The sequence below is a fragment of the Microbacterium ureisolvens genome, from assembly GCF_019511645.1.
In the GTDB taxonomy this organism is placed as follows: Bacteria; Actinomycetota; Actinomycetes; order Actinomycetales; family Microbacteriaceae; genus Microbacterium; species Microbacterium ureisolvens_A.
In genome coordinates, this window is the sequence record NZ_JAEUAX010000003.1 from 192,187 (window position 1) to 213,026 (window position 20,840).

Consider the following 20,840-nt stretch of genomic DNA (forward strand, 5'->3'; position numbering starts at 1 on the left):
GCCGGCAAGAGGCGGGCGGGCCCGCGTCAGGGTGTGAGCACGAGGGTGTCCGTCGTCGACGCGTCCACCGCGCCGGGGCTGAACGCCCACGGCGTCAGCTCGGCCTCCTGCCACGAGGCGACCTGGTCGATGTAGTTCGTGTGGAAGGCGTGGCCGCTCTGGCCCGTCAGCTGGTTCCAGCGCGAGTCGTCGAAGTCCGAGAGGTCGATGATCATCCGCATCGACGGCACGGTGACGGTCGAGAAGCTCGAGCCGAGGTCCCAGCCGGTCGCGTTCACGACGGATGAGCCGCCGCCGACCGGGAACGGCCCCCGGTTGAAGAGCCACTCGATCGCCCCGATGCCCGACTGGCCGAAGCTCTCGTTCTCGAGCGGGAGCGCGTGGAGGCTGCCCCAGTTCCAGCGCGACGGGTTGTCGCCCTGGGAGTCGACGAGTCGCTCATAGGCGTCGATCGCGGAGCGCTTCAGCATGTCGGTCATGCCGTCGACGCCGAGCTCCTCGTTCGTCCACCATGGCGAGGTCTCGTCCTCGAGCATCGTGTCCATGATGAGGAACTGCCGGCCCTGGCCGGTCAGGGGCGCCGCGTTCTCACGTCCGTCGACGAACACGTTCTCGGCGAGCGTGTCCCACAGCACGTTCGCATAGGCCGCGGCCGGCGAGTCGGCGTTGTTCTGGGCGTCCCACTGCTGCAGCAGCTCGAGCGCGGCATCGGTCTCGTCGTCGCCCGTGGTGATGTCGGCGTAGGCCGCGGTCAGGCGCATTCCGATGAAGGAATAGTTGTCGGCCTGGATGGCGTTGAGGTCGTCGGCCGTGAGCGGACCCTGGGCGATCGCGCGCTCGATCAGCTCCGTGATGCGGGCGGCTCGCCACCCGTAGTCCCAGTCGCGTGTGAGCGGATAGGCGTAGTCCGCAGCAACGATCGCGTTGTTCGCGGTGACGATGTAGCCGTCGGCCGGGTTGTAGGAGACCGGAAGCTCCTCGAACGGGATATATCCCTGCCAGGCATACGTCGAGACCCATCCGGGCTGCGGCATCGAACCGTCGCCGGCGCCCCGGATCGGCAGCTTGCCCGGCGTCTGATAGCCGATGTTGCCGTCCACATCCGCGTAGATGAGGTTCTGCGCCGGAACGTCGAACAGCGCGGCGGCTGCGCGGAAGTCGTCGAAGTCGTTCGCGGTGTTGAGGGCGAAGATGGCGGATGCCGTGGTGCCCGGCTGCAGCGCCGTCCAGCGCAGGCTCACCGCATCCTCGCCGCCGGGTGCGTCGGCCGGGGGCTCGGTCACGGTGCCCCCTGTTCCCGTGTAGGGGGCGTCGGCGATCGCGGTGAAGTCGTCGGTGAGGCCCGAGACGATCGGCCCGTTCGCGGTGGAGCGCACCTCGAGCTGAACGTCATCGCCACCGGCGACCTTGAAGGTCTCGGTGCGCGTCTGGAGCGGCACGAGCGTGCCGTCGTACCAGTAGGAGTCGCCCTCGATCTTCTCGAGGTACAGGTCCGTGACGTCGGTGGTGAGATTCGTGAGTCCCCACGCGATGCGCGCGTTGTGCCCGATCACGACACCGGGAAGCCCTGAGAAGCCGAAGCCGGCGACATCGAACGGGCACTCCTCCGTCACGGTGCTGCACCTGAGCTGGATCTGGTGCCACACGCTCGGCAGCGACGCACCGAGGTGCGGGTCGTTGGCGAGCAGCGGCATCCCCGTGTCGGTGATGCTGCCCGAGACGACCCACGAGTTCGAGCCGATGCCCTCGCCGGTGTCGCCGACGAGCTCGCCGACGGCCTCGATCACGCTGCCGACCTCGGTCCACTCGATCGCGGCGGTGGCAGCATCCGTCTCGGGAGCCGTGCCGACCGCCGGCACCGCGGAGATCTCGGGCACGATGACCGGGTTCCGGTCGAACGGGTAGCCGGGATAGAGCTGGTCGATCTCGGCCTCGGTGAAGTCGGGGGCCATGACGGCGCGCTCGGTCTCGCTCTCGATGTTGCTGCGGAGGTCCCAGGCCATCGCCTTCAGCCAGGCGACCGAGTCGGCCGGCGTCCAGGGCTCGATCTCGTAGCCCGAGTTCTGCAGACCGAGGACGGCGTACTCGAACGACGCGTCGGCGCCCTGGTGGTCGGCGAGGTAGGCGTTCACGCCGTCGGCGTACGCGTCGTAGTACGCGCGCTGGGTGTCGTCGAGGGCGTCGACCTCCTGCTCGGCGATGTCGTGCCAGCCGAGGGTGCGCAGGAACTTGTCCGTGCCGAGCTGGGACTCCCCGAACATCTCGGAGAGGCGCCCGCTCGTCACGTGCCGGCGGAAGTCCATCTCCCAGAACCGGTCCTGCGCGTGCACGTACCCCTGCGCGAAGAACAGGTCGTGGGAGGAGTCCGCCGTGATCGTCGGGATGCCGAGCACATCGCGCTGCACCGTCACGTCGGCCTCGAGTCCCGCGGCCTTCACCTCGCCGCTCAGCTGCGGGAACGAGCGCTGCGCCGTGAATGCGACGAAGCCCACCGCGATGAGGGCGAGCACCACGATGCCCGCGACGATGCTGAACAGGGTGATCCCGATGGTCCGCCCCACGGACCGGCGACGGACGGTGTCATCGACGGCGTAGGGCGAGGGCTGGGGCTTCGTCATTGAAAGGCTTTCCGGGGCAGTGGGGGATACGCGGTGCCGGCCACCGCGGAATTCAGTGCCACGCGCGGTTCGGGTCGCAGCGGCACTGTTCCGCATGTTAACCCCGACGGGCGCCTCCCGCCGAATCGCGCTCGCTTTTCCCCCTGACCGGCCCCTTGTCGCACCCATCGAGAGGACGCATGCGGCGGAGCGCAGCATCCGTCCCTCCTGCAGGCGCGCTACCCGATGACGCTCGGCTGCAGGTCGCGCAGGGTGCGGAAGTGGGTCATGCGGGTGACGCCTATCGCGGCGATCACGCCCGCGCCGATGAGCCAGGCGAGCAGCACGGCGAGGTCGAGCCAGACGCGCTCGGCGTCGCCGCCGTACATGACCTGGCGCATCGCGTCGACGACGTAGCCCATCGGCAGCACGTGGTGCAGCGCTGCCAAGGGTGCCGGCAGCGTCTGCCACGGGAACGTTCCCCCGGCGGTGACGAGCTGCAGCACCATCAGCACGAGGCCGAGGAACTGCCCGACCGAGCCGAGCCACACGTTGAGTGCGAGCACGATGGCTGCGTACGTGGCCGAGGCGAGCAGCAGGATGCCGAGGGTCGCGAGCGGATGCGCGAACGAGAACCCGAGAGCGAGCGACAGCACCCCGAAGAGGCCGAGCATCTGCACGCCGCCGAGGAGGGCCGGCGTCGCCCATCCGGCCAGCGTGATGCGGATCGGCGAGTGCAGCGCCGTCACCGCGCGCTTCGAGACGGGCTTGACGATGAGGAACAGCGCGTAGATGCCGATCCAGCCCGCGAGGGCGGCGAAGAAGGGTGCGAGCCCCGCGCCGTAGTTCTGCGCCTGCGTGAGCGACGAGCGCTCGACCTCGACGGGGGCCGCGAGCGTGTCGGCCTGCGCCTGGCGTGTGTCGGCATCGTAGGAGGGGAGCTGGGCGGCACCCTCGGAGAGACCGTCACGCAGCTGCGTGGCGCCGTCCTCGAGCTGCGTGAGGCCGCCGCCGAGCGTCGCCGCGCCATCGCGCAGCTGCGCCGCGCCGTCCGCGGCGGTCGCGGTTCCCGAGGCGAGCGTGGCGGAGCCCGCGGCGACGGATGCTGCACCCGCCGAGACCTGCTGCGCGCCGGAGTTCAGTCGGTCGATCTGGGCGACGGCGCCCTGCACGCGGCCGTCCACCGCGTCGAGGCGGTCGCCCACGGGGTCGAGCGCCGCCAGCACGTCGTCGATCCGCGCCTGGTCGAGACCGGCCTCGGTGAGCTTCGCGGAGATGTCGTCGCGCACCTGGGGCAGCGTCGAGATCGCCGACGCGGATGCCGCGCCGACGCGGTCCGCGATGGCGTCGAGCTGAGCCGTGCCGTCGGCCACCTGGGCGGCGCCGTCGGAGACCTGCGCGGCACCGTCGGAGAGCTGAGCCGCTCCGTCCCGCAGCTGGGCGGTGCCGTCGGCGAGCTGGGAAGCACCCTCCGACAGCCGCGACGCGCCGTCACCCGCCTGTGCGAGACCGTCGACCAGCTGCGAGGCGCCGGTGGCGGCATCCGTCAACCGCACACGGATCGTGTCGAGGGCGTCGAGCATCGTGAGGCCCGCCTCGGCCACGACCTTCTCGGTGATCGTCGCCTGGATGCGCTCGACCGCCTGCGTGCCGATCGTGGAGGCGAGGTAGTTGTTGGCGTCGCTGGTGTGGAGGATGATGTCGGCCGTGCGAGGGTCACCGGTCGTGATGGAGGCGATCGCCGCGGTGAAGTCCGCGGGCAGCTCGATGGCGAAGTCGTAGCTGCCGTCGTCGAGCCCCGCCTCGGCTTCCTCAGCGGTGGCCAGATGCCAGTCGAACGTGCCGTCCTCGATGAGCTCCTGCGCGACCTCGTCGCCGAGGTTGCGCTCGGCGCCGTTGAGCTGGGCACCCGTGTCGGCGACGACGAGGGCCACGGGCACCTGGTCGAGCTGCCCGTACGGGTCGCGGTTCGCCCACAGGTACAGGCCGCCGTAGAGGATCGGCACGACCATGAGCGCGATCAGGGCGATGAGCGACATGCGTGTCGACCCAAGTCGCCGGAGCTCGGCGAGGATCATCTGGGGGACCTTCATGCCCGGCCTCCCTTCGTGGGTGTCGTGAACCTGCGCACCCGGGGGCGTCCGATGCTCCGAGGCGTCTCGACGGCACGTCTCGGCTCGCCGGCGCGCTCGACTCGCTGTGACGCCTGTCCGGCGATCACGAGCACCGCGAACCCGCGGGCCGCGAAGTCCTCGGCGACAGCCCACCACGCGGCGGGCTCGCCACCGTGGCGGTCGGGGGAGACCAGCACGATCCCCTCGACGCCGGTGCGCAGCACCGCCAGTTCGCAGAGGGCACGTACGCGGCCTGCGGGGTCGACGTTCGAGACGGGGACGGATGCCTCGTCCCCGAGGCCCTGCTCCTCGAGCCAGCGTCGCACCGCCACCGGGTCGGAGCGGCGTCCGGCGAACATGAGCTCTTCACTGGCCACACCGGCGAGCGTGACGTTGGGCTCCGGTTCCGACACCTCGGGCGCGTCGACCAGGGCGACCCGGCGGCGGAGGGCCGAGGCATCCGTCCGCCCGTCCAGCTGCACGCGGCCCGTGTCGGGACGCATGCGACCGGAGGCGATGAGACCGAGCACCGTCGGCCGCTGCTCGGTCTCGGCGGCGACCAGCGTGGCGCGCCCGGACTCGAAGGACACCGAGGTCACCGGCAGCGCGTGCTCGCGCCGGCCCTTGCCGACGGCGTCGAGCACGACCCTCACGCGCTCGCCGCCTCGGGGCCCGCGAGGATCTCGGGATGCGCCGCGAGCAGCGCGTCAGCCTGCCGCCACGACAGTCCGGCGATGCTGAGCACCGCGCGCACCGCGAGGTCGCGGGCCGCGGGAGACGACGCGTCGATGCGGGTGATGACGGTGCGCGCGGTCTCTTCGACCAGGCGGGCGAGCGTCGGCGCGGCGACGTCGGTGCGGAGCACCTCGGCATCCTGTCCCTCGCGCACGATCCGTACGACGGTGCGGCGCAGGGGTGCGAGGGCCGTGGCGGTCTCTTCGAGGTGGGCCTCGTCGAGGGCGATCGCCGCGAGCACCTGCACGTGGGCCGCCTCGTTCCAGAGGGCGGCCGCGAGACGGGCGAGCGCGACCCTCGCGTCGGCGTCGTCGATCGACTCGGCCACCGCGTTGAACCGCGTCGCACCCTGCGCCACGAGTTCGCGCACGAGCGCGTCGCGGTCGTCGAAGTGCCCGTAGAGCGCCCGGCGCGACAGGCCGGCCTGGCGGGCGATGGCGTCGACGGACGCGCGGGGGTCGTGCGCGAGGGCGACGTGGGCCGCGGCGAGGATGCCCGCGCGGTTCTCGAGGGCGTCGCGTCGCGGACGGCGCGCCGCATCGATCGGGGAGGTCATGCCTCCACGCTACGTAACTTGCACACTTGTGTGCAAGTTATTGCGGCATCTGTCAGTCGGTTCCCAGGTCGAAGGCGGACGCCTCGTTCGCGGCATCCGTCGCCTCGGCGAGCTCCTCGCGCTCTGCGCTGTACTGCTCGGCGTGCTCGGTGATCTCCCCCGCCTCGCCCTGCGAGAGGTGGCCGACGAGCTCCCCGGTGGCGCCGCCGATGATGCCGGCGGCAGCGTAGTGCTCGAGGCGCACGCGCGAGTCGGCGATATCGAGGTTGCGCATCGTGAGCTGCCCGATGCGGTCGGTGGGACCGAACGCGGCGTCGCCGACGCGCTCCATCGAGAGCTTGTCGGGGTGGTACGACAGGCGCGGCGCGGTGGTGTCGAGGATCGTGTAGTCCTCGCCGCGGCGCAGGCGCAGGGTGACCGAGCCGGTGATGGTCGACCCGACCCACTTCTGGATCGACTCGCGCAGCATGAGCGACTGCGGTTCGAGCCAGCGGCCCTCGTACATGAGCCGCCCGAGGCGGCGGCCCTGCTCGTGGTACGTCGCGAGCGTGTCTTCGTTCAGGATGCCGTTGACCAGGCGCTCGTAGGCGGTGAACAGCAGCGCCATGCCGGGCGCCTCGTAGATGCCGCGCGACTTGGCTTCGATGATGCGGTTCTCGATCTGGTCGCTCATGCCGAGGCCGTGGCGGCCGCCGATGCGATTCGCCTCGAACACCAGCGCGACCGGGTCGGCGAACTCGACGCCGTTGAGCGCGACCGGGCGACCGGCTTCGAACGTGACGGTGACGTCCTCGGTCTCGATCTCGACCGACGGGTCCCAGAAGCGCACGCCCATGATGGGCTCGACGGTCTCGAGCGAGACGTTCAGGTGCTCGAGGGTCTTCGCCTCGTGCGTCGCGCCCCAGATGTTCGCGTCGGTCGAGTACGCCTTCTCGGCGGAGTCGCGGTACGGGAAGCCGTGCTCGACGAGCCACTCGCTCATCTCCTGGCGGCCGCCGAGCTCGGTGACGAAGTCGGCGTCGAGCCACGGCTTGTAGATGCGCAGGGCGGGGTTCGCGAGCAGGCCGTAGCGGTAGAACCGCTCGATGTCGTTGCCCTTGTACGTGGAGCCGTCGCCCCAGATGTCGACGCCGTCCTCCTTCATGGCCCGCACCAGGAGCGTGCCGGTGACGGCGCGGCCGATGGGCGTCGTGTTGAAGTAGGTGCGTCCGCCCGAGCGGATGTGGAACGCACCGCACGCCAGGGCGCCGAAGCCCTCCTCGACGAGGGCCGGCTTGCAGTCCACCAGGCGCGAGACCTCGGCGCCGTACTCCAGCGCGCGGCTCGGGATCGCGTCGATGTCGTCTTCGTCGGGCTGGCCGAGGTCGCCGGTGTAGGTGCAGGGGATCGCACCCTTGTCGCGCATCCACGCGACCGCTACGGAGGTGTCAAGTCCTCCCGAGAAGGCGATGCCGACGCGCTCGCCGACGGGCAGGGACTGGAGGACCTTCGACATGGCGTCAAGTCTAGTTAAGGGGGAACGGATGCCTCGTTCCGAGGCATCCGTCTTCCCGCTGCTGCGCTGATCAGATCAACAGGGTGTGGCGCGCGGCCGGTGCGCCGTGACGCGTCGCACGCTTGTCGCGGTACCGGCCGATCAGGATGATGATCGTGCCGATCGCCAGGAAGCCGACGAGGATCACGCCGATGTAGGCGAACGCCGACGAGTAGCCGCCCGCGCCGTGCGGGTCGAGGAACGGGTACGGGTACCACCACGGTGTGGTGCCGTCGGGGTTCGCGACGCGCTCGCCGCGGACCATCGTGTACGTCGTCCATGCCAGCGGGTAGCCGACCAGCACCGCGAGCGACCACCACGGCAGCGCCCGCCGGCGCGGGGCGAGCAGCAGATCCAGCACGAAGTAGATCGGCAGGACCACGTGCAGCACCTCGGCCGCGTACTTGTCGAGCATCGCGATCCCGGCGGAGTCGCCGAGCGCGATGGCCGACGGCAGTCCGCGCAGCAGCGCGTTGTAGACGAGCCCGAGCAGCAGCACGGGACCGGTGACCGCCGCCAGCGCCAGTGCGATGCCGAACGGCTCGCGCGAAGAGCCCGGGTGCCGCATCGCCCATGACGCGGCCGCGAACAGTGCGACGATGCTCAGCAGCGTCGACACGATCGTGAACAGGCTGAAGTAGTTCGCCAGCACGTCGCCGAGGCCCTGCCCCTGGCGCGCTGCGCGGTCTACGTTGACGATGAACCCCGCGACGACTCCGGAGATCCCGGTGAGTGCCGCGGCGATTCGAAACCATGCCCAGTGCATGTCCTACCCCTTTCGACATCACGCGTAGTGCGTGTCGCTTGTTGCCCCGAGCACAGATGTACTCCCGCGGATACAGGGGTGTATCAAACCTTTGTGCCGGCGAGGTGCGGAAAACGCGCGCCCACTCGCCCGTGTTGTGAGGAAGCTACAACGTGTCCACCGTTTGGTGGACAACGTCGACAAAAGCCGCGGAACTCCGGGCGTGTCCGCCGTTCGGGGGACACCATTCAGCCGCTGTGAACGGCGGGTTCAGCGTCACTCCGGTACGACGGAGGAGGGGACGGATGCCGCCGCCGCGGCGTCGTCCGATGCGCCCGCGCCCGCACTCCGGCGGCGTCCCCACCACACGACGAAGGCTCCGACCGCGATGATCGCGGCCGCGATGCCGATCACATAGAGGCCGACCGACAGCCATCCGCCGGGGTTGTTCGGATTGAGGAACGGGTAGGGATACCAGAACGGATCGCGGCTGACCGGGTTGGTGATGAGGGGGCCGCGGATCATCGTGTAGACCACCCAGACGATCGGGAAGGCGACCACCGCCCAGAGGCTCCGCCAGGGAAGAGACCGGCGCAGCGGTCCGAGGAACACGTCGAGGAGCAGGAAGATCGGGCCGATCAGGTGCAGCACCTCGTTCGACCACGGGATCGGGGCGCTGCCCTGCGGCAGCTCGATGCCCCGCAGCAGCGAGTTGTAGACGATGCCCGTGATGATCATGTAGGTGCTGACGCAGGCGAGCGCCAGCGCGAGTCCGTGGGGCTCAGCATCCGTGTCCTGCCGGCGTCCCTTGAAGACGTACCAGAGCGCGATCCAGGCAAGGACGATGGCCGCGGCGGCGTTCGAGAGGATCGTGAAGAAGCTGAAGAAGTTCGCGATCGTCGTCGGGACGTCGCGGCCGAGCTCGGTGGCCGTGCCGATCGATTTCGCGAGCTGAGCCGAGATCGCCGTGCCGATCAACGCCGCCATCGCGAGCCGCAGCACCGTCCATACCGTCGCCCATCCCCGCGTGCGCGTCATGCGCTCACCATATCGGCGCGGGTGTGTCGCGGTACGTCAGGGTGTGACTCCGCATGGCGCGGGGCGGCGCACAGCCGGGGCAGTCGGGCTAACCTCGGCCGCGGCGGAGGGACCGCCGTGTCCGGACCGAGGGGGATGCCGTGCCGACGCTGCTGGAGGACGAGGCGCTGCAGTTCGTGCGCGACCTCATCCGCATCGAGACCGTGAACACCGGCGTCGCCGCGACGATCGGCGACGGCGAGACCCGCGCGGCATCGTGGGTGCGCGAGCGCCTCGCCGAAGTGGGAATCGCGTCGGAGCTCATCGAGTCGCGTCCGGGTCGGGGGTCGCTCATCGCCCGAATTCGGGGCAGCGATCTGCACGCCGGCGCGCTGCTCGTGCACGCCCACCTCGACGTCGTGCCGGTCGAGGAGAAGGACTGGACGCACCCGCCCTTCGGCGCGGACATCGAGGACGGCTACCTGTACGGTCGCGGGGCCGTCGACATGAAGAACTACGCCGGGACGATCCTCGCGGTGGCGCGGCACTTCGCCCGCGAGGGGATCGTGCCGCGGCGCGACCTGGTGTTCGCGTTCCTCGCCGACGAGGAGAGCGGCGGCGTGTGGGGCGCCGGATGGCTCGTCGAGAACCGGCCCGAGCTGTTCGCCGGCGTCACGGAGGCGCTGAGCGAGGTCGGCGGGTTCTCGGTGCCCCTGGTGGCTGATCCCGACGACGACCGCCGCGCGTACCTCGTGGCCACGAGCGAGAAGGGAGTCGCGTGGTCGACCCTGCGTGCCCGTGGGCACGCCGCCCACGGTTCGCGGCCCACCGCGGACAACTCCGTCGTGCGTCTCGCGCGGGCTGTCGCCGCGGTCGGCGAGCACCGGTTCCCGGTGGTGCGCACGCCCGCGCTGCAGCGCTTCCTGGATGTGTTCGGCGAGGCGCGGGGGCTCGCCTTCACCGACGAGTCGCTCGCGGACGACCTCGAGAGCCTGGGGTTCGTCTCGTCGCTCGTCGGCGCGACGACCCGGAACACCGCGACCCCGACCGTGCTCGACGCCGGCGACAAGACGAACATCATCCCGGCCGAGGCGGCGGCGCGGCTCGACATCCGCATTCTCCCGGGCCAGGACGACGCCCTGCGCGACGGACTCCGCGAGCTCGTCGGTGACGACATCGACATCCGCGAGGGCCGGTGGTGGTCGGCGACCGAGGCCCCGGTCGACGCGCCGATCATCGACGTCCTCCAAGAGGCGATCTCGGTCGACGACCCCGACGGTGTCGTCGTGCCCTATCTGCTGCCGGCCAGCACCGACAACAAGCACTTCGCGAAGCTCGGAATCCACGGCTACGGATTCGTGCCGCTGCGCGTACCCCGCGATTTCGACGTGTTCGCGCAGTTCCACGCCGCCGACGAGTGCATCCCGGTCGACGCGCTGTACTTCTCGGCGCGCGTGACCGAGCGGATCCTGCGGACCGCCTGACGCGGGCTAGGGGGCGGGGTCCACCTCCGCGGTCGGCGCTCCCGACTCCTTCCAGGCGGGGAAGCCCCCGTCGACGTGCGCGACGTTGGTGAAGCCCTTGGCGCGCAGCTGCTCGGCGACGGGGCCGGAACCGTCGATCGTGCCGCACACGATGACGATGTCCTGGTCCCAGTCGGTGATCTCGGCGAACTTCTCGGGCGAGTCGATGAGGAACTGCGCGTCGAGGTTGTTGCGGTCACCGCGGATCGAGCCCGGGATGACGCCGTCGCGCTCGCGCCCGGCGTCGCTGCGCACGTCGACGACGAGGGCGCCGGCCGCGGCACGGGCCGCCGCCTGCTCAGGCGTGATGAGCGGCGCGTCGAACGTGGGTTCGGCGGCGGTGTCGGTGGTGTCGGTCATGCGGGTGATCCTTTCGGACGTGCGGATGTCGGACGGGCGGATGCCGGACGGGCGGATGCGGGGCGGGCGGATGCCGCGCCTCGGCGTCACGCTACGACCGGGGCATGCGACGCCGGGCATCGTCTCGTCATATGGCGCCACGGTGGTTCACATCCGGACGCGAAGCGGCCATGCCGGACACCTCGGCCCGCTCGAGCTCATCGACAGCGGGCTTGCGATCAGAACGGTGCGTCGCCGTGGTCCGACGAGCGGAACACGGGCACCGTGCGCTCCGGCTTGACGAGATACTGGCGACCCGCGGGCGACGTCCACAGGATCGCGCCACCCGAACCCGCGACCTGCTCGATCTTCCAGTCGGTGTGATGCCTGACGGTGTGGTGGCCCTCGCACAACGGGCCCAGGTTCGTCAGTTCCGTGCTTCCGCCCAGAGCCCAGTCGACGTTGTGGTCGACGTCGCACCGGGAGGCCGGCATCCCGCAGCCTGGCCCCATGCATCGATCCGCTCGCCACTTCACCAGCTTCGCGAGCGCCGGGGGCGGCCGGTACTGATCGCGGCCGACGGAGAGCACCATTGCGGTCTCGGGATGGGTGAGCACCCGCGTCCAGCCGGGCGCGCCGCCTGCCAACTCCCGTGCCACGGGCAGGGGGATCGGGCCGATCCCCTCGACGACCGGCGGGTCGACCCCGGCGGCTGCTCGGGAGGCGTCGCTCTCGTGGAGCAGCGCGAGCACCGGGACGGTGACGAACACCGTCGCCCGCACCCCGCGGGCCTCGACGGGATGAGCCTCGACCGAACCGTCGACGAGGAGGTCGAGCACCACATCGGCGCGGGCCTGGTCGAGAGTGCGCGTGTCGCCGTCGACCGCCTTGACGACCTTCGCCATCGCGGTGGCTCTCGCCTGTGCGGCGTTGATCGCGACCATGGGGCCGTAGAGATGCAGCCAACCCATCCCGTCGTCGTCGGGCTCGGCCACGATCCGGCGCTTCGTCACGGCGCGCTCGTACCGTTCGGTGAGCGTCGCCGATCGCACGGTGTCGATGAGCGTGCGGAGCTTGCGGCGAAAGGTGCCCACCGGCTCGGCCTCGGCCAGCGCGAGGCCCGGCTCGAGCACCTGCTCGCGGAACTCTGGCTCGAGCACACTCACCGCCGCGACGAGGATCTCGGCGTGCCGCTCCGTGATGCGGGCGCGTTCCATCGAGGTCAGCACCGCGGGATAGGAATGCACCAGCGACTCCGCGAAGCCCAGCAGATCGCCCGCCGCGTGCTCGGTGATGCGCAGCGCGGCCGCGAGTTCCAACCGCACGCCTCTCTCCACGACCTCGGTCAGGACCCGTCCGTTGCGCGTGGCATCGCGGAGGGCCTCCCGCCGCATCGCGTCGATGCGCACCAGCCGCTGCGCGGCGATCACCGTCATCATGTCGGCGGCTTCGACGACCAGATCGAGTTCATCCGGGAGCAGCTGGTCGGGCAGCGCCGGGTCAGTGAACATGCTTCGACTCTAGAACTGACCTCCGACACTGAAGGAGAGTCCAACCCGATCAGGCTCGATCAGAAATCGGACCCGGTGAACGTCGAAGCACGATCGCCGCCGGCATCCGCGCCACGACCGACCGGATCGACACAGGCCCACCCTACGACGGCGTCCGAAGCGAGACCACGGCCGCAGCATCCGTACTCCGGATCAGGAGATCTGACCCGCGCAGGACGATCCGGGGCGAATCGTCCTGCCGTCCCGAGATCTCCTGATCCCACCAAGGGAAGTCAGGCCGCGAGCTCCGCGCGCTCGCCGGCCTCCGGCAGGCCGAGGTTCTCGCGCAGCGTCGTGCCCGGGTACTCGGACGGGTAGATCCCGCGTTCCTGCAGTTCGGGGATGAGCCCGTCGACGATGTCGTCGAGCCCCTCCGGCACGAGGTAGGGCGAGACGTTGAACCCGTCGACCGCGCCGGCCTCGACGTACTGCGCGATGCGGTCGGCGATCGTCGAGTACCCGCCGACGAAGGTGCGCAGCGACGACCGCTTGATGACGAACTCGCGTATCGAGAGCCCCTCGGCCGCCGCGCTCTCGCGCCACTCGCGCGCCGTCTCCAGCGCGCGCCGGCCCTGGAACAGCGATCCGCGCTGACCGTCCACCTCGTCGACGACGGGGTCGATGTCGGGCAGGGGGCCGTCGGCGTCGAACTCCGAGAGGTCGCGGCCCCAGATCGGCTCGAGGAAGCGGATCGCGGTCTGCGGCGACACCTGCGCCCGTGTGACCCACTCGGCCTTCTCCCGGGCCTCTGCGTCGGTCGAGGCCAGGATGAACTGCGCTCCCGGGAAGAACTTGAGGTCCTCCTCGCTCCGCCCGTGCCGCGGCAGCCGTCGGCGTACGTCCGCCGCGAACGCCCGGGCCTCCTCCAGGCCGGGGTGCGCAGAGAAGATGACGTCGGCGCTCGAGGCGGCGAACTCGCGGCCCTCGTCGGAGTCCCCGGCCTGGAACAGCACCGGACGCCCCTGTGCGCTCGGCGGCAGCGGCGCGGGCGCCTCGAACGACACGAGCTGGTCGTTCACCGACACCGCAGTGCCGACGCCATGGTCACCGGCGTCCCACAGCCGCTGTGCGGCGGCGACGAACTGCGCTGCGCGGCGGTATCGATCGGCGTGCTCGAGGTACCCGCCGCGTCGGAAGTTGGCGCCCGTCCAGGCGTTGTCGGTCGTGACGATGTTCCAGCCGGCTCGGCCTTCGCTCAACAGATCGAGCGAGTTGAGGCGCTTCGCCAGGTCGTAGGGATCGTTGTACGTGGTGTTCTGCGTCGCGACGAGGCCGATCCGCTCCGTGACCGCCGCCAGAGCGGCCAGCTGCGTCTGCGCGTCGGGTCTACCGGCGATGTCGAGGTCGTGGATGCGGCCGAAGTGCTCACGCAACCGCAGGCCCTCGCCGAGGAAGAAGGCCGAGAACAGCCCGCGCTCCGCCGTCTGCGCGATGCGGCGGAACGACTCGAAGTCGTACTGCGACCCGCTCCGGTCGCTCGACCAGATGGTGCCGAAATTGACCCCCTGGAAGAACACACCGAACTGGATGCGACGGGACGTGGTCATGCGAACTCCTTCACGGCGGTGGCGGCGTAGCGGCTGACGGGGCGCTCGAGGCCGAGCGCGTCGCGCAGGGTCTCCCCGGCGCGCGGTGAGCGGAACCCGATCCGCTCCCGCAGGGCCGGCAGCACCGCGCGACCCACCTCCTCGAGGTCGAGGTCGAGTTCCGCCACATGGAGGCGAACACCGTCGACGGATGCTGCGACCTCCGCGATCAGCGCGACCAGGCCGTCCGCGCCGCCCGCGAAGCGAAGGCGCCCGACCTCCGGCCAGGCGCCGAGGGCATCCAGCCTCCGCTGCGCGGACACCCCGCGCGCGTCGAGCACGACCTCGACCTCGGCCCAGACGAGCGCCGCACCTGCGGCGCGGGCGCGGGCGGCAGCATCCGTGATCGCCGCTGAATCGGCGCCCGCGACCAGCGCGACATCCGCGCCCGCGGTGCCGGCGGACGCCGCCACCACCAACTGCCCCTGCGGGGGCCGCGGTGTGATGAGCGGGCCCCTCACCGAGAACCTCTCGCCCTCGAAGTCGACGTAGTGCAGCTTGTCGGCGTCGAGGTAACGGCCGGTCGCGGCGTCCTGGATGACGGCGTCGTCCTCCCACGAGTCCCAGAGCCGGCGCGCGACCTCGATGACGTCCTCGCGCTCGCGGGCGAGCTCGGCGTCGGTCAGCGCCTCGCGGCCGTACGCGGCGGCTTCGCGTGCGGTGCCGGAGGCGGCGGCGATCCAGCCCGCGCGTCCGTTCGACGCCCAGTCGAGGCTCGCGAGCTGCGTCGCGACGTGGAACGGCTCGCTGTAGGCGGCGTGCGCGACCGGCACGAGGCCGATCGCCGACGTGAGGGGAGCGACGAACGCGGCGCGCTGCACGGCGTCGAGCCGTGCGACCACACCGCCCACCGGCAGGGGCGAGTCGTCGAAGGTCGCGGCAGTGAACCCGAAGCGCTCGGCCGCTGCGACGTGAGAAGCCAGAAGACGGGGTGACAGCGCAGCGGAGGCAGAAGAGGACGCGGGATGGGCGCCGAGGGCGTCCAGTTCGAGCGCGATGGCGAACGGAGTGTCGGACATGCGAGCCACGGTAGGTGGCGGCGCGCGGATCACGGCCGCGTGCGACGCCCGATTCCGGAGTGTGACGCCGCGTTGCACACCGTCACGATCCGTGTCGTCGTGAGGCCCCCGCGACTGGGCCATCGACACGGCACGGCCCTAGCTTCGGCCTACCGGCGCACCGACCCTGCACCCCGAACCCCGCGCCCAGACCGAGGAGCCCCCTCATGACCGACACACTTCCGCGCCAGGCCGGCGCCGCCGAGACCGCGCCGCCGTCGCCTGCGGCGTCGTCGCGCGTCGACCTCGGCGACCTCCGCGTGGTCCACACCCGGCACTGGTTCCGTTGGTCGATCGGCACCGTCGTGCTGTTCGTCGTCGCCCAGTTCGCGTGGTCGCTGGTGACGAACGAGAACTACGAGTGGGATGTCTTCGCCCACTACTTCCTCTCGGAGCCGGTGCTGCAGGGCGTGGGCATCACGCTGGCGCTCACGGCGATCTCGGCGACCATCGGCTTCTTCCTCGGCACGCTCCTCGCACTCGCCCGCCTCGCGAAGTCGCCGCTGCTCAGCTCGGCCGCCTGGGTGTTCATCTGGTTCTTCCGCTCGGTGCCGCTCGTCGTGCAGATCATCGTCTGGTACAACCTCGGCTACCTGTACCCGACACTCGGGCTCGGCACCCCGTTCACGACGGACTTCTGGATCGTCGAGTTCCCGACGGTGCAGCTGATCAGCGCGTTCGCCGCGGCGATCCTCGGCCTCAGCCTCAACCAGGCCGCATACTCCGCCGAGATCATCCGCGGCGGCCTGCTGTCGGTCGACCAGGGCCAGCTCGAGGCGGCCGCGGCGCTCGGCATCCCTCCGCGCCGCCGGCTGACCCGCATCATCCTGCCCCAGGCGATGCGCTCCATCGTCCCGAACGCCACCAACGAGGTGATCGGCCTCGTCAAGGGCGCATCGGTGGTGTTCGTGATCGCCATCCCCGAGGTGTTCTACGCCGTGCAGGTCATCTACAACCGCAACAGCCGCGTGATCCCGCTGCTCCTGGTCGCGGTGGTCTGGTACACGATCATCACCACGATCCTGAGCATCGCGCAGTACTACATCGAGCGGCACTACGCCCGCGGCACCGTGCGCGTGCTCCCGCCGACCCCCGTGCAGCGGGCGCGCCGTTGGATCGCCGTGCAGTGGGCCCGTCTCGGCGACGGCGACTCCTCGCCACCTCCTCTGAAGGGGACGGATGCCGCGCCCCTGCCCGCCACGGCACAGCAGGGCTCGAGCAACGACGCCACGTACTCAGGAGGACGCTGACATGAGCACCACTATCACCGAGACCGCGGCCGAGACCGCCACCAAGGGGCTCGTCGAGATCCACAACGTCCACAAGAGCTACGGCGGAATCGAGGTGCTGCGCGGCATCGACCTGACCGTCCAGCCGGGCGAGGTGGTGGCGATCCTCGGGCCGAGCGGCTCGGGCAAGTCGACGCTGCTGCGCACGATCAACCACCTCGAGAGCGTCGACCGAGGTTCGGTCACCGTCGACGGCCAGCTGATCGGGTACGAGCTGCGCGGCGGCAAGCTCTACGAGCTGCGTGAGCGCGAAGTGCTGGAGCGTCGTACTCAGATCGGCATCGTCTTCCAGAACTTCAACCTCTTCCCGCACCTGACGGCGCTCGAGAACGTCACCGAGGCGCCCGTCGCGCTCGGCAGGCTCTCGAAGGACGACGCCCGCGAGCTCGCCCTGGGCCTCCTCGACCGCGTCGGGCTCGCTGACAAGGCCGAGCACTACCCGCGGCAGCTGTCGGGCGGTCAGCAGCAGCGCGTCGCGATCGCCCGCGCCCTCGCCCTGAAGCCGAAGGTGATCCTGTTCGACGAGCCGACGAGCGCGCTCGACCCGGAGCTCGTCGGCGAGGTGCTCGACGTCATCCGCGACCTCGCGCAGCTCGGCACGACCCTCGTCATCGTCACGCACGAGGTCGGGTTCGCCCGCGAGGTCGCCGACCGCGTCGTGTTCCTCGACGGCGGACGCGTCATCGAGCAGGGCCCGCCCGCCGAAGTGCTCGTGCGCCCTCAGCACCCCCGCGTCCAGGACTTCCTCGCGAAGGTTCTGGCCTGACCCACCCGAGCTCTCGCACATCGAGCACTCACCCGAGAAAAGGAAGCAATCACATGGCATTGAGCAAGAAGCAGGGCATCGCGATCGGTGTCGGCGCCGTCGCGGTGGCCGCGATCGTCGGCAGTATCGTCTGGGGCGTCAACCAGAACGCCCCCGCCGAGGCGGCCGCCCCCGAGGCGACCGAGGCGTCGGCGAACGTCGCCACCGACGACATCCAGTGGGTGCGGCTCGACGAGCCCGTGGCCGAGGCCGTCGAGGCGCTCGAGGCGAGCGGCTTCGAGCCGGTCGAACCGGGCAAGCTCACCGTCGCGCACTCCGCGTACGTGCCGCCGCTGGGCTACATCCCCGAGGGCGAGACCGACCCGGCCGGCACCGAGCCGAACATCGGCGCGCTGATCGCCGACGCACTCGGCCTCGAGTACAACCCGGTCGTCGTGGCGTGGGCCGACTGGCCCCTCGGCATCCAGTCGGGCAAGTACGACCTCATCACGTCGAACGTCACCGTCACCGAGGAGCGCAAGGAGCTCTACGACTTCGCGAGCTACCGCGAGGACCTGCTCGGCTTCTACGTGAAGAGCGACAGCGACATCGAGAAGATCGAGGAGGCCGCTGACATCTCGGGTCTCAAGATCGCGGTCGGCTCGGGCACGAACCAGGAGCAGGTGCTGCTCGCCTGGAACGAGGAGCTCGAGGCCGCGGGCGAGGAGCCCGCAGAGCTGCAGTACTTCGACGACAACGCGGCGACCGTGCTGGCACTTCAGTCGGGCCGGATCGATGCGACGTTCGGTCCGAACGCGACCTCGGCGTGGGCCGCCCGCGAGACCGGCGACACCAAGCTCGTCGGCCTCGTGCCCGGCGGCTGGCCGCTGACGGCCAACATCGCGGCCGCCACGGCCAAGGGCAACGGCCTCATCGAGCCTGTGAACATCGCGCTGAACCACCTCATCGAGAACGGCCAGTACGACGAGGTCCTGAAGATCTGGGACCTCGAGTCGGAGCGCGTCGACGAGAGCCTCATCAACCCGCCGGGACTTCCCAAGTCCTGACATCCGCGCGCACAGAATCGGAGGTTCGGACGACACGCCGGGAAACGGATGCCGCCGCCCGGCGCGTCACCGAGAAGCTCCGATTCTGTGCGCGGCCTCTCCCACGCACTACCCGCATGCACCACCTCCAGGGAGCACCCATGTCCCGCGTTCCGCTCTCGGTCCTCGACCTCTCGCCGTTCGGCACGGGCCAGACAGCCGCCGACGGCCTGCGTGCCAGCGTCCGACTGGCGCAGGCGGCCGAGCGCCTCGGCTACCGGCGCTACTGGGTGGCCGAGCATCATTTCAACCCCGGCATCGCCGGCGCCGCACCGCATGTGCTGCTGGCTTCCGTCGCGGCCGCGACGCACAGCATCCGTATCGGCACCGCCGCCACGATCATCGGCAATTACTCCCCGGCTCAGGTCGCCGAGGCCGCCGGCGTCGTGGCGCAGCTGCACCCCGGACGCTTCGACCTCGGCATAGGCCGCTCCGGATCGCGCGGCGCCGCAGCGACGGCGCTCCCCGTGGCCGGGCACGATCGCGTGGTCGACGGCCTGCTGCTTCCCGCGGCCCGCCCGTTCGCCGGGTTCGACGCCGAGCGTTTCGTGGTGCAGGGGCGGCTGCTCGGGCGCACGGAGGCCGACGCCGATCGTTTCGCCGAGGATGTCGCCGACATCCTGTCGTTCTTCGACGGCACGTTCGCTCCGCCCGAGGACGTGCCGATCCACGTCACGCCCGCGGAGGGTGCCGACGTCACCGTCTGGATCCACGGGTCCACCGCCGGCCCCAGTGCCCGCCTCGCCGGCGAGCTCGGGCTGCCCTTCGGCGCGAACTACCACGTGGCTCCCGGCTTCGTGCTCGAGGCGATCGACGAGTACCGCGCCGCGTTCCGTCCCGGCCGCATCGCCGAGCCCTACGTCATCGTGTCGGTCGACGCCGTCGTCGCAGAGACGGATGCCGCGGCCCGCCGCCTCGCGGCGGGTTACGGTCGATGGGTGCACAGCATCCGCGCCGGCCAGGGCGCCGTCCCCTTCCCCTCGCCCGACGAGGCCACGGCCGATCCGCTGACGGCGGACGAGCTCGCCGTCGTGCACGATCGCCTCGACACGCAGTTCGTCGGCTCGCCCGAGACGGTGGTCGAGAGGCTCGAGACGCTCCAGCGCGTGACCGGGGCCGATGAGCTCCTCGTCACCACGGTCACCCACGACCCCGCGGACCGCGTGCGCTCGTATGAGCTCCTCGCCGAGGCGTGGGAGTCCGGTGCCTCCGCGGAGGCCGGGGACGCCGCATCCCTTCCCGCCGACTGGATCATCCGCCTCGTTCGCACCGAGGAGTACGAGCGAGCGGGAGAGGTGACCGCCGACGCGTACCTGTCGAGCTACGACTCGCTGTCGCCGGAGTACGTGGCGTCGCTGCGCGATGTCGCGAGCCGCGTACGCGAGGGAGATGTCTGGATCGCGGTCGAACCGGACGGCGAGATCCTCGGGACGGTGTGGGTGGCGCGTCCGAACCGCCCGCTTGCCGCGATGGCCCTGCCCGGCGAGACGGACTTCCGGCAGCTGGCGGTGGCTCCCGTCGCCCGCGGCCGCGGCGTCGGCGAGGCGCTCACACGTCACGTCATCGGCCTCGCGCGCGAGCGCGGCTCGCACCGCGTCGTGATGAACAGCGGCCCCGAGATGACCGGCGCCCACGCGCTCTACGCGAAGCTCGGGTTCCGAAGGCTGCCGGAGCGCGAGGGACTGAAGGAGGTGCAGCCCGGACGCTGGATCGAGCTGTACACGTTCGGCTACGACCTCGCGCCCGCGCCCGCCGCGGAGCCGCCGACCGAGCGTTCGTGGACCTTCGAGACGGTGCCGTGGGACGACCCGCGCGCCGAAGCCCTGCGCGCCGAGATGGACGTCGAGGTCTCGCCCCGCTATGCGGATCGACTCACGGATGCTGCACCCGAGGCGGCCGAGGAGGCGCAGCGCACGTTCGCGGTCGACCCCGACACGATCGTCGCCACCGTGCTCGCCGTGGATGCGGGGGGCGACGCGGTCGGTCATGCGGCGCTGCGCGACCTCGTGCATGACGGCACACGCGACCTCGAGGTGAAGCGCGTGTTCGTGAAGCCGCGCGCGCGTGGAACGGGCGCCAGCCGCGCGCTGATGGGGGAGCTCGAGCGCATCGCGCAGGATCGCGGCGCGGGCCGGCTGATCCTGCAGACCGGCGACCGTCAGCACGACGCCGTGGTCCTCTACGAGCGCATCGGGTATCGCCGCATCCCGATCTTCGAGCCGTACAAGGCGTTCGCGTTCTCGCAGTGCTTCGAGAAGGAGCTCGCGCCGCCGGTGTGAGGGGGTGAGACGGGGAGTCTCAATGCTGCATGATGGGTTCAGCATCTTGAGGGGAGACTTCCATTTC

General features: G+C 70.6%; 16 protein-coding genes. 5 read left to right on the forward strand and 11 right to left on the reverse strand.

Annotated features, from left to right (window positions below; all coding sequences use genetic code 11):
- Positions 1-26: 26 nt before the first annotated feature.
- The 7 genes from JNB61_RS07465 to JNB61_RS07495 all read right to left on the reverse strand — a co-directional run bounded on the left by JNB61_RS07465 (position 27) and on the right by JNB61_RS07495 (position 9,319).
- A complete protein-coding gene (locus JNB61_RS07465; RefSeq protein ID WP_220339217.1) occupies positions 27-2,618 on the reverse strand; it encodes a penicillin acylase family protein in 2,592 nt (863 codons plus the stop codon).
- 218 nt (positions 2,619-2,836) lie between these two features.
- Positions 2,837-4,690 (reverse strand): YhgE/Pip domain-containing protein, encoded by a 1,854-nt coding sequence (locus JNB61_RS07470; protein WP_220339218.1) that lies wholly within the window; start codon positions 4,688-4,690, stop codon positions 2,837-2,839.
- Positions 4,687-5,364 carry a hypothetical protein gene (locus JNB61_RS07475; protein WP_220339219.1) on the reverse strand — a complete coding sequence of 226 codons (678 nt, stop codon included), beginning with the start codon at positions 5,362-5,364 and terminating at the stop codon, positions 4,687-4,689. Before JNB61_RS07475 ends, JNB61_RS07470 begins: the two co-directional genes overlap by 4 nt.
- Positions 5,361-6,002: a TetR/AcrR family transcriptional regulator gene (locus JNB61_RS07480; protein ID WP_220288954.1), complete on the reverse strand. Its 642-nt coding sequence runs from the start codon at positions 6,000-6,002 to the stop codon at positions 5,361-5,363. Before JNB61_RS07480 ends, JNB61_RS07475 begins: the two co-directional genes overlap by 4 nt.
- A 52-nt stretch (positions 6,003-6,054) precedes the next feature.
- On the reverse strand, positions 6,055-7,497 hold the full coding sequence (gene argG / locus JNB61_RS07485; RefSeq protein ID WP_159840649.1) for an argininosuccinate synthase: 1,443 nt from the start codon (positions 7,495-7,497) through the stop codon (positions 6,055-6,057).
- Between the two features lie 70 nt (positions 7,498-7,567).
- Positions 7,568-8,302: a Pr6Pr family membrane protein gene (locus tag JNB61_RS07490; RefSeq protein WP_220288955.1), complete on the reverse strand. Its 735-nt coding sequence runs from the start codon at positions 8,300-8,302 to the stop codon at positions 7,568-7,570.
- A 255-nt stretch (positions 8,303-8,557) separates the two neighbouring features.
- Positions 8,558-9,319, reverse strand: a complete 762-nt coding sequence (locus JNB61_RS07495; RefSeq protein ID WP_223214691.1) for a Pr6Pr family membrane protein — start codon at positions 9,317-9,319, stop codon at positions 8,558-8,560.
- A gap of 140 nt (positions 9,320-9,459) precedes the next feature.
- On the opposite strand from JNB61_RS07495, the gene JNB61_RS07500 reads away from it, so the two are divergent.
- Entirely contained in the window at positions 9,460-10,782 is a 1,323-nt protein-coding gene (locus tag JNB61_RS07500) for a M20/M25/M40 family metallo-hydrolase (RefSeq protein WP_220339220.1), read from the forward strand.
- Between the two features lie 6 nt (positions 10,783-10,788).
- Here the strand turns inward: JNB61_RS07500 and JNB61_RS07505 are convergent, their stop codons facing one another.
- The 4 genes from JNB61_RS07505 to JNB61_RS07520 all read right to left on the reverse strand — a co-directional run bounded on the left by JNB61_RS07505 (position 10,789) and on the right by JNB61_RS07520 (position 15,315).
- Entirely contained in the window at positions 10,789-11,181 is a 393-nt protein-coding gene (locus JNB61_RS07505; protein ID WP_220339221.1) for a rhodanese-like domain-containing protein, read from the reverse strand.
- A 218-nt stretch (positions 11,182-11,399) separates the two neighbouring features.
- On the reverse strand, positions 11,400-12,671 hold the full coding sequence (locus JNB61_RS07510) for an HNH endonuclease signature motif containing protein (protein WP_220339222.1): 1,272 nt from the start codon (positions 12,669-12,671) through the stop codon (positions 11,400-11,402).
- 272 nt (positions 12,672-12,943) lie between these two features.
- The gene (locus tag JNB61_RS07515; protein ID WP_220288959.1) at positions 12,944-14,257 is read right to left on the reverse strand and encodes an LLM class flavin-dependent oxidoreductase; all 1,314 of its coding nucleotides are present in this window, start codon (positions 14,255-14,257) and stop codon (positions 12,944-12,946) included.
- The gene (locus JNB61_RS07520; RefSeq protein ID WP_220339223.1) at positions 14,254-15,315 is read right to left on the reverse strand and encodes an LLM class flavin-dependent oxidoreductase; all 1,062 of its coding nucleotides are present in this window, start codon (positions 15,313-15,315) and stop codon (positions 14,254-14,256) included. The genes JNB61_RS07515 and JNB61_RS07520 overlap by 4 nt, the downstream gene beginning before the upstream one ends.
- Positions 15,316-15,521: 206 nt before the next feature.
- On the opposite strand from JNB61_RS07520, the gene JNB61_RS07525 reads away from it, so the two are divergent.
- From JNB61_RS07525 to JNB61_RS07540, 4 genes are all read left to right on the forward strand, one after another.
- The gene (locus JNB61_RS07525) at positions 15,522-16,604 is read left to right on the forward strand and encodes an amino acid ABC transporter permease (protein ID WP_220339224.1); all 1,083 of its coding nucleotides are present in this window, start codon (positions 15,522-15,524) and stop codon (positions 16,602-16,604) included.
- 1 nt (position 16,605) lies between these two features.
- Positions 16,606-17,409 carry an amino acid ABC transporter ATP-binding protein gene (locus tag JNB61_RS07530; protein WP_220288962.1) on the forward strand — a complete coding sequence of 268 codons (804 nt, stop codon included), beginning with the start codon at positions 16,606-16,608 and terminating at the stop codon, positions 17,407-17,409.
- 53 nt (positions 17,410-17,462) lie between these two features.
- Entirely contained in the window at positions 17,463-18,455 is a 993-nt protein-coding gene (locus tag JNB61_RS07535) for an ABC transporter substrate-binding protein (RefSeq protein WP_220339225.1), read from the forward strand.
- A 140-nt stretch (positions 18,456-18,595) separates the two neighbouring features.
- Entirely contained in the window at positions 18,596-20,773 is a 2,178-nt protein-coding gene (locus JNB61_RS07540) for an LLM class flavin-dependent oxidoreductase (RefSeq protein ID WP_220339226.1), read from the forward strand.
- Positions 20,774-20,840: the final 67 nt, after the last annotated feature.